The sequence below is a fragment of the Psychrobium sp. MM17-31 genome (genome assembly GCF_022347785.1).
Lineage (GTDB): Bacteria > Pseudomonadota > Gammaproteobacteria > Enterobacterales > Psychrobiaceae > Psychrobium.
Map to the genome: position 1 here is coordinate 355,661 of NZ_JAKRGA010000002.1, position 14,129 is coordinate 369,789.

11 protein-coding genes are annotated in these 14,129 nt (G+C 41.8%); 5 read left to right on the plus strand and 6 right to left on the minus strand.

Annotated features, from left to right (window positions below; genetic code table 11):
• Positions 1 to 10: 10 nt before the first annotated feature.
• From MHM98_RS06105 to MHM98_RS06115, 3 genes are all read left to right on the plus strand, one after another.
• Positions 11 to 607: an XTP/dITP diphosphatase gene (locus tag MHM98_RS06105; protein ID WP_239438381.1), complete on the plus strand. Its 597-nt coding sequence runs from the start codon at positions 11 to 13 to the stop codon at positions 605 to 607.
• Complete coding sequence (hemW, locus tag MHM98_RS06110) at positions 607 to 1,767, plus strand: radical SAM family heme chaperone HemW (RefSeq protein WP_239438382.1); 1,161 nt, start codon at positions 607 to 609, stop codon at positions 1,765 to 1,767. The genes MHM98_RS06105 and hemW overlap by 1 nt, the downstream gene beginning before the upstream one ends.
• 70 nt (positions 1,768 to 1,837) lie before the next feature.
• Positions 1,838 to 3,730: a DUF885 domain-containing protein gene (locus MHM98_RS06115; RefSeq protein WP_239438383.1), complete on the plus strand. Its 1,893-nt coding sequence runs from the start codon at positions 1,838 to 1,840 to the stop codon at positions 3,728 to 3,730.
• 44 nt (positions 3,731 to 3,774) lie between these two features.
• Here MHM98_RS06115 and MHM98_RS06120 read toward each other — a convergent pair whose 3' ends face one another.
• On the minus strand, positions 3,775 to 4,095 hold the full coding sequence (locus MHM98_RS06120) for a hypothetical protein (RefSeq protein WP_239438384.1): 321 nt from the start codon (positions 4,093 to 4,095) through the stop codon (positions 3,775 to 3,777).
• Between the two features lie 316 nt (positions 4,096 to 4,411).
• On the opposite strand from MHM98_RS06120, the gene MHM98_RS06125 reads away from it, so the two are divergent.
• Positions 4,412 to 7,159 carry an EAL domain-containing protein gene (locus MHM98_RS06125; protein ID WP_239438385.1) on the plus strand — a complete coding sequence of 916 codons (2,748 nt, stop codon included), beginning with the start codon at positions 4,412 to 4,414 and terminating at the stop codon, positions 7,157 to 7,159.
• On the opposite strand, the gene MHM98_RS06130 is transcribed toward MHM98_RS06125, so the two are convergent.
• Both MHM98_RS06130 and MHM98_RS06135 read right to left on the minus strand, forming a co-directional pair.
• Entirely contained in the window at positions 7,156 to 8,247 is a 1,092-nt protein-coding gene (locus MHM98_RS06130; protein WP_239438903.1) for a methanobactin export MATE transporter MbnM, read from the minus strand. The two genes, MHM98_RS06125 and MHM98_RS06130, sit on opposite strands and share 4 nt — an antisense overlap.
• 50 nt (positions 8,248 to 8,297) lie before the next feature.
• Complete coding sequence (locus MHM98_RS06135) at positions 8,298 to 9,083, minus strand: MbnP family copper-binding protein (protein ID WP_239438386.1); 786 nt, start codon at positions 9,081 to 9,083, stop codon at positions 8,298 to 8,300.
• A gap of 71 nt (positions 9,084 to 9,154) precedes the next feature.
• Here MHM98_RS06135 and MHM98_RS06140 point away from each other — a divergent pair, with 71 nt between their 5' ends.
• Positions 9,155 to 11,908 carry a choice-of-anchor B family protein gene (locus tag MHM98_RS06140; protein ID WP_239438387.1) on the plus strand — a complete coding sequence of 918 codons (2,754 nt, stop codon included), beginning with the start codon at positions 9,155 to 9,157 and terminating at the stop codon, positions 11,906 to 11,908.
• 52 nt (positions 11,909 to 11,960) lie between these two features.
• Here the strand turns inward: MHM98_RS06140 and MHM98_RS06145 are convergent, their stop codons facing one another.
• The 3 genes from MHM98_RS06145 to trmB form a co-directional block, all read right to left on the minus strand.
• The gene (locus MHM98_RS06145) at positions 11,961 to 12,731 is read right to left on the minus strand and encodes a DUF2884 family protein (protein WP_239438388.1); all 771 of its coding nucleotides are present in this window, start codon (positions 12,729 to 12,731) and stop codon (positions 11,961 to 11,963) included.
• Between the two features lie 199 nt (positions 12,732 to 12,930).
• Positions 12,931 to 13,263: a YggL family protein gene (locus MHM98_RS06150; protein WP_239438389.1), complete on the minus strand. Its 333-nt coding sequence runs from the start codon at positions 13,261 to 13,263 to the stop codon at positions 12,931 to 12,933.
• Positions 13,264 to 13,324: 61 nt separating this feature from the next.
• The gene (trmB, locus tag MHM98_RS06155) at positions 13,325 to 14,053 is read right to left on the minus strand and encodes a tRNA (guanosine(46)-N7)-methyltransferase TrmB (RefSeq protein WP_239438390.1); all 729 of its coding nucleotides are present in this window, start codon (positions 14,051 to 14,053) and stop codon (positions 13,325 to 13,327) included.
• Positions 14,054 to 14,129: the final 76 nt, after the last annotated feature.

A 14,129-nucleotide genomic window follows, 5' to 3' on the forward strand; every position in this document is an offset into this window, starting at 1 on the left:
GGTTTTTTATATGTCTCAAATCGTTTTAGCCACAGGCAACCAAGGTAAAGTTAAAGAGTTGGCATCAATGCTGGCGCCACTCAAGTTAGACGTTGTTGCACAAAGTGAATTCAAGGTCCCAGATGTGCCAGAAACAGGCACTACCTTTGTTGAAAACGCGATTATTAAAGCGCGCCATGCCGCAAAAATTACTGGCAAGCCAGCCATTGCCGACGACTCAGGCTTAGAAGTTATGGCATTGAGCGGCGCACCTGGTATCTATTCTGCGCGCTACAGCGGCGATAACGCCACCGATCAAACTAATATCGACAAACTACTCGACACAATGAAGGATATTCCTTCTTCAGAGCGCCAAGCACGCTTTGTTTGTGTACTGGTATATATGCGACATGAAAATGATCCAACGCCTATTATCTGTCAAGGTTTCTGGGATGGCGAGATCACCACAACCCAAGAGGGCCGCGAAGGTTTTGGTTATGATCCAGTATTTTTAGTTCCTGAACTAGGGTGCACCAGTGCCCAATTGGAAAAAGCTGACAAAAACAAACTCAGCCACCGCGCCAAAGCACTTGCAGCGCTAGTGCCTCAGTTGGCTAATCACCAATAATGAATGCAAGTCTGTTACAACTGCCACCACTGAGTCTGTATATTCATATTCCGTGGTGCGTGCAAAAATGCCCTTATTGCGATTTTAACTCCCACGCCCTCAAGACTGATATTCCCCATCAAGCCTATGTCGACGCTTTGTTAGAAGATTTAGATCAAGAATTAGCAAGCGTTCAAGACCGCCAATTACAGTCAATCTTCATCGGTGGCGGCACGCCTAGCTTACTAGAGCCAGCACAAATGAAGCGCTTACTCGATGGCGTCAAAGAAAAAATAGATTGTAGCGACGAACTGGAAGTCACCATGGAAGCCAACCCTGGCACCGTGGAAGCGGGTCGCTTCAAGCTGTTTCAAGCTGCTGGAGTTAACCGGATTTCTATTGGCGTACAATCTTTTCAAGAAGACAAATTAACCATTTTGGGGCGAATTCACGACGGTAACGAAGCGGTGAATGCCGCAGTGCAAGCGAACTCACTTGCACTGCGCTCTTATAATATCGATTTAATGCACTCCCTCCCCAAACAAGGGGTTGGCGATGCGCTAAGCGATCTCAAGCAAGCGATAGAACTAGCACCACCTCACCTATCTTGGTATCAGCTTACAATAGAGCCCAATACCCAGTTTCATTCCAAGCCGCCAACAATTCCCGACGATGAAGTATTAGCAGATATCTTCGATGCTGGACGCCAAGCGTTAATCGATGCTGGTTATGTGCAATATGAAATATCAGCCTTTGCCAAACCGGGCTATCAATGTCAGCACAACCTGAACTATTGGCGTTTTGGCGATTACATCGGCATAGGGTGTGGCGCACACGGTAAAATAACTGATGTTAAGCAAAATAAAATTTGGCGCACCAGCAAGGTAAAACACCCGAAAGGCTATTTAGATCCTGCTAAGGATTACACCTTTGATCGCTGGTCAATAGACGAAGAAGACATCGCCCTCGAATACTTTATGAATCGCTTGCGATTAGTTGAGCCATGTCCACGCAATGAGTTTAGCCATTACACAGGATTAAGCGAACAAGCCATCGCAAATCCGATGAATAAAGCGATTGACAAAGGACTAATAGAACAAAGCGAAAGTCATTGGCAAGTAACGCCGCTCGGCCAGCGCTTTCTGAATGAATTACTTAATATTTTTATGGAAAATGGTTAGTTAATTTGAACACTTGATTAGATCTTGTAGACTAACTTCGAAACGCCATCGAATAACAAGGGAAAACCCCATGAATCATAAACTACTCTTTTTAGGTGCCGGCGCACTTGCGCTGGGCGGTTGTAGCCTTAATTTTACGCCAGATGAATCAGATAAAGAGCAACTTGCACAGCAACTAACTCCTGCGCAACAAGTGAATGTAGCCACCTCACCGGCAGTTACAGCAACTCAGGTAGCGCAAATTGCGGCGCATTCAGCAATGGCCAACCAGCTATTTGATGACATCTACAAAGAAAATTTGATGGCAAGCCCGATTCGTCAAACCTATATGGGTATTAAACAAGACTATGACAAATGGGATGATATTAGTGATAGCACGGCACAAGCTAATCATTTAAAAGATATTAACGATCTCAATCGCCTTAAAAAGCTCAACCCAGAGCTATTAGATGAGCAAACAAAACTAAGTTTCTACCTGTTTGAAAACAAGCTAAAAGACGCTATTAATGATCATCAATGGCGCTTTCACACCTACCCTGTGAGTCAAATGCGCGGCTTACACAGTCAAGCGGTAAGCATGTTGATTAACGCCCATAAAATTGAAAGTGTAAGCGACGCTCAGGCGTATATTGCTCGCCTTCACGGCTTGAAAAAACTAATGAAGCAGCTGACTCAAAACCTACGCGATCGCGAAGAACGCGGCATTATGGCACCGCACTTTGTTTATGCTTACGTTATCAATGATTCAATGAATGTGTTAACAGGCAAGCCCTTTAACTCAAAAAGTGTGAGCCCGTTATACGCAGATTTTTCTCGTAAAGTAGACAAATTATCTTTATCAGATAACGAGAAAGAAACACTCAAGTACCAAGCGAGAGATGCGTTAGTAAGCGATGTAAAATCTGGCTACAGCACATTAATTAGCTATTTACGAGAGCAGCAAGCCCGCGCGAGTTATGACGACGGCGCTTGGAAGTTTCCAGACGGCGATCTGTTTTACAAACGCGCATTAGAAAACACCACTACAACCGACTTAACCGCAAAAGAAATTCACGAAATAGGTTTAAGTGAAGTTGCCCGCATTCACGAAGAAATGCGCGAGATTATACGCAAAGTGAAATTCCAAGGGGACTTAAATCAGTTCTTCGAGTTTATGCGTACCGATAAACAGTTTTACTACCCTAACACCGATGAAGGCCGTCAGGCTTATCTGACCAAAGCCACCGATTACATAGATCAAATGAAAGGCCGTTTAGACGAGCTGTTTATCGTCAAACCAAAAGCCGAGCTAGTTGTAAAAGCAGTTGAACCATTTCGCGAAAAATCTGCAGGCAAAGCCTTTTACAACCGCCCTTCTCCGGATGGTACGCGACCAGGTCGTTATTACGCCAACCTTTATGACATGAACAATATGCCGAAATACCAAATGGAAGCATTAGCTTTCCACGAAGGTGTACCAGGCCACCATATGCAATTGTCATTAGGCATGGAGCTTACTGGCATTCCAGACTTTAGAAAATATGGCCACTACACGGCCTATTCTGAAGGTTGGGGCTTGTATAGCGAATTGCTGCCAAAAGAGATTGGCTTCTACCAAGATCCATATTCTGACTTTGGCCGCTTGGCGATGGAACTATGGCGCGCATGTCGCTTAGTAGTTGATACAGGCATCCACCAAATGCGCTGGACACGTGAACAAGCAATCGATTATTTAGTGCAAAATACACCAAACCCGAAAGGCGATGTGGTTAAAGCGATTGAACGCTATATCGTGATGCCATCACAAGCGACGGCGTATAAGATTGGTATGATAAAAATCGTTGAATTACGACAAAAAGCCAAAGACAAATTAGGGGCGAAATTCTCGATTCGCGATTTCCACCACGCGATTTTACGCAATGGCCCGGTGCCATTAAATGTCTTAGAGCAACAAGTTGATAATTACATCAATCAAACGCTGTAGCTGTTAAAAAATAGCTATCTAACCCTGTAGAAATGAAGAGGCCGCTAACTAGCGGCCTTCTTTTTGTTCTTTACATCGACAGTTATTTGCATCATTGCACCTAATTGAGGTACATCTTCTGATACTGTTTCCACAAATTTCTGCAGCGGTGCCGTGCGGCTAGTTGCCTTGTAATAAACTCGCCAATGACGTGTACGTTGACACTTTTCAACTTCATCGTCCTTACATTTTTTATCTACCAGCTTTAAGATTTGTTGGATCTTATCTACTTTGTACCAAGCGGTAGAAATCGTGGCATCGGCCTGTGCAATTGGCATTAGTAGCAGAGCTAGTGCACAGATTTTGGATTTAGTGAATATTGTCATGGTGTCGATTGCAAATGGGCATTTAAGCTATCTTGAATTAAAATTCATAACTCTACAAGGGACTTAACTGATCTTTGTATCTAAGCGCTGCGCAAAATGCTAGCTCAGTAAACATTAAGCGTAATATTTTATATAAGATAATAAGCTATTGAAGCTATTAACATTTAATTAAAAATTAAGTAAAAAACTTGCTAAATCAATATTTGGTTAATTTCACCTTTGTTACTGATTGACTTTCAACCACCAATCATTAGACTTTCCGCGTACTAAAACAAATCACAATAATAAAAAAGAACTAGTTTAGTAACCTTTTATAATGATCAAACGACTGTCACAATATCTATTTGTTGTTCTTATGTTACTCATGAGTTATCAAACTTACGCGTTTGATGGCAACAATGTACTATCTAAAATTACATTGCAGTTAGACAGTCAACACCAATTTAGTCATGCTGGTTTTTACATCGCGAAAGAACAAGGTTTTTACGAAAACTATGGTCTCGATGTCGTTATTAAAGATGCTCCAAACGATGGTTTTGATCCTCTAACCCCGTTACTCAACCAACAAACCAACTTCACTGTAGTAGGCTCATCAGTAGTCAATCAACTAACATCACATCCCGATTTACGAGTGTTAGCAACCATCGAGCAATTTTCGCCTTGGGTTCTTCTCACTAATCCCAACGTTACTATTGATTCACTAAAGCGAAAAAATATAGCTATTACGCATCGCGCCAGCGAGTTGCATGCAATGCTACGTAAAGCAGGGCTAAGAAAAGACGATTACCAAGTTATCAACAGCGAAGATATTAGCTTATTTAACAATAATCAAGTGGCTGCTATTGCCATTGAAATTACCGATTTACCTCACATCTCAGCGCAGATATCCAAAGCTTATGAGCTAATAAATTCACGCTCATTGGGACTCAACTTCTACGGCGCGAGTATTGTCGCACTTGAGCCTTACCTCAGTGGCAATATTGATTTAGCTAAAAAATTTAAACAAGCGACCATCCAAGGGTGGCAATTCGCGCTTGATAATCCGCAGTACAGTGCCAGCTTTATTAAAAGTGTTTACAATGATGCTCTAAGCGTTAATTCGATGTTGGTTGAATCGAGACAACTGATCTATTTAATGCAGCCAAATTTATTGGAAATTGGCGATTCTAGCGAGATGCGTTGGCAACAAATAGCTGCTGATATTGCACCGCAACAAAACGTAAAAACTGACTCTTTAGTTTTTAATCTCGCCGCAACAGGCTTCATGTTGTCGCAAACGGTGATTTGGTTTTTAAGTTTTACTCTTTTTGTATTTGTACTGATTCCCATTGCATTTTTGTGGCGCTCCAAGCACCTTGCTATTAAAGAAATGCGTTTGATGAACAGTATTCTAAAAACGCAGCAGCAAGCATCGATTGACGGTATTCTTACATTCAATGCACAAGGAAAACTAGTTTCTGCAAACAAACAGTTTAGAGAACTTTGGGGCTTAGACGAAAAGCAATTCGTTAATACTGACAATTGGCATGTGCTTTACGCTATGACCAAAAAAGTAACTAACACCAAAGAATTCTTAATGTCGGTTCGCTCCCACAACGCCGATAACAATACACAAAGCTTCGCCGAGATTAATTTGAAAGATGGCCGTACCTTTGAGCGATTCTCCGCGCCGTTATTTGACGAGCAAAAAACCTTTGTTGGCCGCTTTTGGAGCTTTCGCGATATCACGCAGCGTAAATTGGCAGAAGAAAATATATGGTTACAAGCCAACTTTGATAGCCTAACAGATTTACCCAACCGCTTAATGTTTAAAGAACGCCTGATTTTCGAAATCAAAAAAACCGCGCGTAGCGGCAAGCAGGTAGCGCTCTTGTTCTTAGATCTCGATCGCTTTAAAGAGGTCAATGATTCAATGGGACACGATGTCGGCGATCAGCTGTTAATTGAAGTTGCCTCTCGCCTCAAGAAATGTGTTCGAGATATAGATATGGTCGCTCGTTTAGGCGGTGACGAATTTACAATAATTCTAAGCGATCTCGAAAATATCTCAGTCATTGAACGTATCGCCAATAGCATTTTAGCAGCCTTAGCGACACCATTTGAACTCAATGGCCAACCTCATTACATTAGCACCAGTATAGGTATTACTTTTAGCCCAAATGATGGTGTAGACGACGTACAATTATTAAAAAACGCCGACCAAGCTATGTATCACGCCAAAGCGCTGGGGCGTAATAACTTTCAATACTTTACTCAAGAATTACAATCAAACGCCAGTAAACGCGTCGCTCTGTCCAACGACTTACGGATGGCAATTGAACGCCAAGAACTCTATCTAGAGTATCAACCAATCGTTTGCATGCATTCTAAAAAAATTATGAAAGCAGAGGCCTTATTGCGCTGGAAGCATCCAGAGCTTGGTATAGTGCCACCAAATGAATTTATTGAATTGGCTGAAGAAACCGGCCTTATCAATATCATTGGCGAATGGGTGTTTGAGCAAGCTGCGAAACAAGTTAAAATTTTTCAACGAATTGAGCCGCAGTTTAGTATTTCGGTGAATACCTCGCCGGTGCAGTATCACAGTGAAACGCTCGATCCTAAAGCATGGTGCCGCCATTTAACGGAGCAAGGCGTGCGGGATAAGTCGATTATTGTGGAATTAACAGAAACCTTGCTGATTAAATCTAATCAAAAGTCGATGCAAACCTTAAAGGATTTCCGCTCTTGTGGTATGCCTATCGCACTTGATGACTTTGGAACGGGCTACTCTTCGCTATCTTATCTCAACAAATTTGATATCGATTACTTAAAAATAGATCGCAGCTTTGTTTCGAACCTGAGCCCACAATCAAAAGAAATAGCTCTGTGTAAAGCGATTATTACCATGGCTGATAGCCTTGGTATGAAAACCGTAGCAGAAGGTATTGAAACCGCAGAACAAAGCCAGTTGTTAAGTGAAATGGGCTGTAACTTTGGCCAAGGGTTCTTCCTTTCAAAACCGATGCGCGCTAGCGCGATCATTCAATTACTCAATGAGCAATCCGTTGTTGAGCTGATTTAATTACGCTGCTCAAATGGATTGCTGAACGCCGGGTTGACTATAAAATCTTGATCGCTAAGGGCATGTAAAAACGCTAATAAATCCTGTTTTTGCTGTTCATCTAAATCAAACCCTTTAACAAACTGGCTCTTATGTGGATTAAGACGGCCATCACCAACGTATTTACCATCAGTTATATTTCGGCCCCCAGCTGCATAAAACTCTATAACCTGCTCTAATGTCGCAATACTCCCATCGTGCATATATGGGGCAGTTAATGCGACGTTGCGAAGCGTAGGCGTGCGAAACCTGCCGACATCTTGCATCTTAGCGCTAGCTTCAAAAAGTCCAGTATCTAGCTCAGGATAGTTATATTTTCCTGCGGTGTTATACAGACCAGTATTGTGAAAGGCACGCAAGTCCAGCTGCTGTTTTTCATGGGTTGTCGATTGCGTAAAATTAAATCCGCCATGACAATGATGACATTCGAGCTTTTCGGAAAAAAACATATTCATTCCTCGCAACTGAGAAGGCGTCAAAGCGTTGTCTTTCATTTGATAGGCGTATTGGTCAAATGGACTGTTTAAAGAAATTAAACTTCGGGTAAAACTAGCCAAAGCCTTAACGATGCGATCAAAATTAATCTCATCATCACCGAAGGCATCTTCAAATAGCGATTGATACAAGGGGGAATCTAATCGTTTTAAAATCTCAAATTCATGCCCTGTTACCCCCATTTCCACAGGTTCCTCGCCAAATAACGGCAATAGTATTTGTCGTTCAAGAGTGAAGATTTCATCATTCGCCCAAGTGAGGGAATGATTAAAAGCCACATTAACCAATGCTTGAGCGTTACGGCGATGCACCTGCCCTGTTGAGCCAATTGAAGTTACCAGTGGCTCTGAGAATGCTTTTGATTGTAGATGACAGCTAGCACAAGATTGCACCTGATTCGCAGACAATCGGGTGTCATAAAACAAATGACGTCCAAGTTCGACTTTTTCCACCGACATGGGATTATCTGCTGGCACGAATGGCTTGGGAAAGCCTTGAGGAAACTTCCAGTCATAAGGTTCATTTGAGGTAGTAGTATCACCGCACGACACCATGAATATGCTACTTAAAACCGCAATTAAAACTGGAATTTTAAACTTCATCATTATTGATAAAACACCGATGTATTTTTGTTGTTCATATTGCGATTTAGCTCATTACAGCTTTTCTGAGTAGGCATAGATAAGCACCGTGTCGACGCGCCCAATTCAATTCCTTGCACGATACGGCCAATATCAACTTTGATGGCTTTGTTTTTATCAAATTGTTCAACAAGCACATTAATATGATTTGGTTCTCGGCATTGCTGCTTCGGCGCCCTCATTGCGCTAGGAGAGTTACAACCAACCGCACCAATATGATACGCCCAGCCTTCACCAGCATGATTATCAAGATCTAGGCGCAGAGATTTATATCCTTGCTGCCAAGTCCAAAACATATTGCCATTGTCAAAAATACCTTGTGCCTGCAGCGGGTTTTGATGATTTAAATTAAACGGTACCGCTATCTTAAAAGAGATGGCAGATATTTTTTCCGGTAAGGCGTCAGTAAGTGCCAACTGCCAATTTTGTGATTGATTGTCTCGACAGTGCTGCCCTATTAACGCCACACCATCGGTTTGCCATTTAGTTGCTTGCAAAGAGACAGGGTGCCAGCCTTTATCACCTTTAACTTGTACTGACGAAAGGTAAAACCAAAACTGCGATAGCTGATACTGCTGTTTTAACGAAGAATTACAATTGACGGGTATATTGTCACTTTGTAACAAAAACTCTAAGTATTGATTTTGCTTATTATTATCACATCCAACTAGCAGCGCTATCGATGCAACACTACAAAGTAACCCTATATTTTTTAATACTTTAATTAACACGTTTACGTTAAAGTCCATTACTATTTTGCTTGCTAAAATAGCACAATACAGTAAGGTACTGGCAACACAATTTTACAAGGATTTTACAAATGTCGTCATTTACTAAGTTTATGACCTGTAGTATTTCTGTATTTCTAATGATTTTAGCTTCCTTTGATAGCGATGCACACGCTGAAAAAGACAAGGCTCGCTATGTCGCTCCTAATGGTGTGGATCAGGGGTTATGTGATAATCCACTGCGCCCGTGTAAAACGATGCTTTATGGCATTTCCAAAGCGGCTAAAGGCGATAAGCTATTAATGGCTGCTGGCGACTACAGTCTTGAATCACTTGAAGAAATTTTAGCGTTAAAAGGCGCTTTAGTGCCAGTGTATGGCGGCTATAATAGATTCGACCATTACAGTAACCAAAGCCCTGCTACTAATATCACTCGATTATATGGCGTACCCAGTGACTTGACAGATATCGCACGCCAGAAAGGCTTTACTTTAATGAATGATGGCAAGTCTAAATTCTCACAGCAAAGAATAGCCAGCGCGAATCAACAATACACTGCTGCTAGCCAAAGCCAATCCGCGACTCCCTGTGTCAATGGTAAAGCAGGTGCATTTAGCTGTAATAATATTGATTTAGTCGCTCATGTTGCGCTAGAAGATTTTAGTTTTAAACCTAGTGCTGGCAATGATATTTGGGGACATGTTGATTTAAACACTAATAAAGAATACGCCATTATGGGCATTCTCAATGGTATTGCAGTATTCGATCTCTCAAATCCTGAAGCACCGAGAGAAGTAGGCTCAATATCTGGAAAAAACTCGAGCTGGCGTGATATCAAGGTCTATCAATATTTTGATAAAAATATTGGCACTTGGCAAGCTTATGCCTATGCAACTGTTGACGACACGAATGACTTTGTCAGCATCATAGATCTCAATCAATTGCCAAATAGCGTCTCTTTAGTGACCAAAGACACAGCTGTCGCCATGGCACATAACGTTTATATCAGCAACGTAGATTACACTACTAATACCGCACTCAAAGATGCAACTCCAACATTACAGCTAGTTGGTGCGCAAGGCTCAAAGATAAGCTCAAGATCCTTCTTGAGTTACTCACTGGCAGATCCGAAGCAACTTTCGCCACTGCCTGTCGGTGCTAACGGTTCAAATGGATATACCCATGATGGAACATCATTGCGAATTGATGACGATCGAAAGGCGACTGATTGTGTCGATTCAAACAAGACCTGTGAAGTCTTTGTTGATTTTAATGAAAACGAAATCATGATTTGGGACGCAACAACGCCAGGACAAGAAAGGAAATTAAGTCAAACGACTTATAACGACGTTTCACCATCAGCTCAATATGTCCATTCTGGATGGTGGAGTGAGGACAAGAAGTACATTTTTGTTCATGATGAATTTGATGAAAGCCGCGGTGGTCTAAACACAACATTGCGGATATATGACATCTCGTCGTTGACTAAACCTAGTCTCGCAGCAGTGTGGAAAGGTGAAACTCGGGCAATAGATCACAACGGTTTCGTGAGAGGAAATCGTTATTACATGTCCAATTATCGCCGCGGATTAACCATTTTAGATATTACCGATCCAACAGCGCCCCAAGAGGTAGGATTCTTCGATACCTATGTCGCAAATGACTCTAGTGGGTTCGATGGCGCATGGGGAGCCTACCCTTTCCTACCATCGGGATTAATATTAGTTAGCGATATTAAAGGTGGCCTTTTCGTATTAAGAGATAATACTCGCACGGTTTCGCAAGGCACTCTTTCTTTTGCCACAGATGAAACACAGATTGCGGCAAATAACACTGTAGATATCGATATTAAGCGCGTAAATGGCAGCGAGGATGAGATTACCGTCGGCTGGGAAATTCTCCCTGGTAGTGCACTAGCTGGCGAAGATTATGTTGATCAATCAGGCATCCTCACTTGGCAGGCTGATAACACTGATTCTAAAACTATCAGTATTCAAGTTGCCGACAATGGTGTAAATGAAACAAAAGAGCAATTTTTTGTTCGCTTATTTAATCCAACAAACGGTGCAACACTGTCTAGTCCTCACTACACCACAGTCACTATTGAAGGAAAAAAAGTTGCGGGAGCAATAGGATTCGAGCATTCACAACTGGCTTTAAATGAGCAAAGTGGTACGACAAAAATTCAAGTTTATAGGATCGGTGGCAGCGATGGAGCTGTTAGTGTGTCATTTGAATTATCAGCAGATAGCGCAACTATCAACGAAGACATTGTTAACGCATCAGGCACTCTTGAATGGCAAGATGGCGATATGCAGCCCAAACCTATTGACTTAACATTAATTAACGATGAATTATTAGAACAAGACGAGTCACTAACGCTAACCCTATCGGCAAACAACGACACAGTGCTTGCAAGCAACTCCGCGCTAGTAGTGACGATTAAAGACGATGATAGTAACACTCCACCAGTGCTTACTATTAGTGAAAATTTTGAGGTCAATACTAGCCAAACAGCTAGTCTAACTAGTAGTGCTACAGATGCTGAAAATGATGAAATAACCTTTCAATGGCGACAAACTTCTGGTCCGTCAGTCACGCTAATCAATAGTACAATGAGCGAAGCGAGCTTCGTCGCACCACTCCAAGCCATGACTATTGAATTCACTGTTACAGCCACAGATAGCCGCGGTGCTGCGTCAGAAAAGTCGCTTACTGTTACTGTCAAGCAGTCTACAGAGCCAGAACCCACCAACCCTGATATTAGTGGCGGTAGTTTGTATTACTTCCTCTTCATGCTTGTGGGGTTAGTCACACTTCGTCATAGACGAATAATCAAATCGTAGATACTAAAATGCCGCTTTAAAAGCGGCATTTTTTATGGGAAATTTTAAAGCATTAAATCGATTGAGCTTTAAGTAAATCAAACGCTGCTATCGCAGGAATTTTCTCTTGCATTTGCGTTTCTAGCGCGTCTAATTTTTCCATCTTAACACACATAGCTTCGGCGCTTTTCTCTAGTGCTTCACCACGTGCTTCCATTGTTTCACCAAAGGCTTCCATTTTACGCTCAAAATCTTCCATGCCACCTTCGCCTTTTAGCATCATCTTACCGATCAATACCATCATATGACCGGCAGATTCTTTCATTAGAGTTTCGATCTCAGCTTCAATTTCTTTCCCTAATTCTTCACCACCACTGGCCATTTCATCTTTAGGTAAGTAATACTCACCTTTTTCTTCGTTCATGAGTGGCGAGATGCGATCTTCAAATCTAGCGACAATAGTTTCAACTTTACTTTGCAATTCGGTTTCATCACCAAATAACTCGGTAAATACTTGCTCAACAGCATCCTTTGCCATTTCTAAACCTTGACTAACAAGATGGGCAACTTCTGGAGCAAGTTCCTGCATTAAATCGCGGTATTCATCGACAATGGCTTGTTGTTCACTGTTTAAGTGAATACGCTTCCCCTGCGCATATAACTCTGAATTGTCGGTAATGCGGAACAAAGATTTATCACCGTCTAATACTTGAACGTAAGCAGGTGTAACTTTAATACTATTGTTAATATTGATGTCGCAAGAATTGTGGCGACCATGAGAATCATGGGCGAAAGCTGAAGTTGATAATAGAGCAGTTAATGTAAGAGCAATTTTAGTTTTCATGATCTTTCCTTTATCTATTGAATTGGCTATTTAGTTTTAATTTCTAATATGCCAACTAATTGCAATCACTAGACCAAACTTAAAACAAGATTAATTTCAACAACTTAACAAAAAACCATAACACAATATCCAAAAAAAAATGGCCAATAACACTAACGATTAGTGCTATTGGCCATTTTTAAAATCTAAATGTGAAGAATTATCCCCACCAAAGATCAAATAGCTCTGTCACTTCAATATTTTCTAGTGACTGGCTTTCTAGGTAAGCTTTTACTGCCGCACGATGCTCTTCGGTACACTGACCGATTTTCTGAGTACAAACAATACCTTCCCACTCGAGATCACCGCCACCAGCAAAACCCAAACCATTAACTTCAATAACGTCATTGATCAAGCCATCGATAATTGCATCGATTTTCGCATCGTCTGTGCCTTGCGGAAAGTGCCAGCTTACTTCAAAACCTAGCTCTTTAAATTCGTCTACACGTAACTTTTTGCGAATTCGACGATTGCGCTTTGCGTTGTCTTTCATGGTGTTTCCCTTTTTTTAGAGTCGTAATAACTGTTGTTTAATCTAGCTTAATTCGAATCGATTAGCTAATGCGCTGATACATCAGATCCCAAACACCGTGCCCCAAACGCTGACCACGCGCTTCAAACTTAGTCAATGGACGATGCTCAGGACGCTCGATGTAGTCGCCTTTCTCTGCAATATTCTTATAACCTGGCGCAACACCTAATACTTCAACCATATGCTCAGCATAGTTTTCCCAGTCAGTAGCCAGATGGAAAATTCCGCCAACGCTTAGGCTTTGACGAACATTTTCACAAAACTCTGGTTGCACTATACGGCGCTTGTGATGGCGGGCCTTATGCCAAGGATCGGCAAAGAATAACTGCATGCAAGATAAGCTCGCCTTAGGAATACAATCTGCTAGGATTTCAATGGCGTCGTGACAATATACGCGTAAGTTCGTCACGCCCTGCTCACCCGCTTCCATCAAGCAAGCACCAACACCCGGTGTGTGAACCTCAATGCCAATAAAGTTTTTTTCTGGCGCAGCTTTGGCCATTTCAACTAGAGATTTCCCCATACCAAAACCAATCTCAGCAACCACAGGGTTGTCATTACCGAAAACTTCTTTGAAATCTAGCATGCCATCTTTATGCTCTAGACCCATAGTTGGCCACAGCTGCTCTAATGCGGCTTCTTGACCTTTAGTCAAGCGTCCTTCGCGCTTTACAAAGCTTTTGATGGTACGAATATAAACACCGTCTTTTTTCTTTTGTTCGATGATGTCGTTGCTATCTTCTTTAGTCATGTCTCTAGTCCTAAAAATTAAAGGGGACGTTATGCGGCGGCATTTTATACACTGGGTATATTGAGTCAATTGATTT

What these genes read in the sequence shown, in the direction of transcription:
- MHM98_RS06105 (WP_239438381.1), top strand. Translation starts at nt 11, where the DNA reads ATGTCTCAAATCGTTTTAGCCACAGGCAACCAAGGTAAAGTTAAAGAG.
- hemW (WP_239438382.1), top strand. Translation starts at nt 607, where the DNA reads ATGAATGCAAGTCTGTTACAACTGCCACCACTGAGTCTGTATATTCAT.
- MHM98_RS06115 (WP_239438383.1), top strand. Translation starts at nt 1,838, where the DNA reads ATGAATCATAAACTACTCTTTTTAGGTGCCGGCGCACTTGCGCTGGGC.
- MHM98_RS06120 (WP_239438384.1), bottom strand. Translation starts at nt 4,095, where the DNA reads ATGACAATATTCACTAAATCCAAAATCTGTGCACTAGCTCTGCTACTA.
- MHM98_RS06125 (WP_239438385.1), top strand. Translation starts at nt 4,412, where the DNA reads ATGATCAAACGACTGTCACAATATCTATTTGTTGTTCTTATGTTACTC.
- MHM98_RS06130 (WP_239438903.1), bottom strand. Translation starts at nt 8,247, where the DNA reads ATGGTGTCGTGCGGTGATACTACTACCTCAAATGAACCTTATGACTGG.
- MHM98_RS06135 (WP_239438386.1), bottom strand. Translation starts at nt 9,083, where the DNA reads ATGGACTTTAACGTAAACGTGTTAATTAAAGTATTAAAAAATATAGGG.
- MHM98_RS06140 (WP_239438387.1), top strand. Translation starts at nt 9,155, where the DNA reads ATGTCGTCATTTACTAAGTTTATGACCTGTAGTATTTCTGTATTTCTA.
- MHM98_RS06145 (WP_239438388.1), bottom strand. Translation starts at nt 12,731, where the DNA reads ATGAAAACTAAAATTGCTCTTACATTAACTGCTCTATTATCAACTTCA.
- MHM98_RS06150 (WP_239438389.1), bottom strand. Translation starts at nt 13,263, where the DNA reads ATGAAAGACAACGCAAAGCGCAATCGTCGAATTCGCAAAAAGTTACGT.
- trmB (WP_239438390.1), bottom strand. Translation starts at nt 14,053, where the DNA reads ATGACTAAAGAAGATAGCAACGACATCATCGAACAAAAGAAAAAAGAC.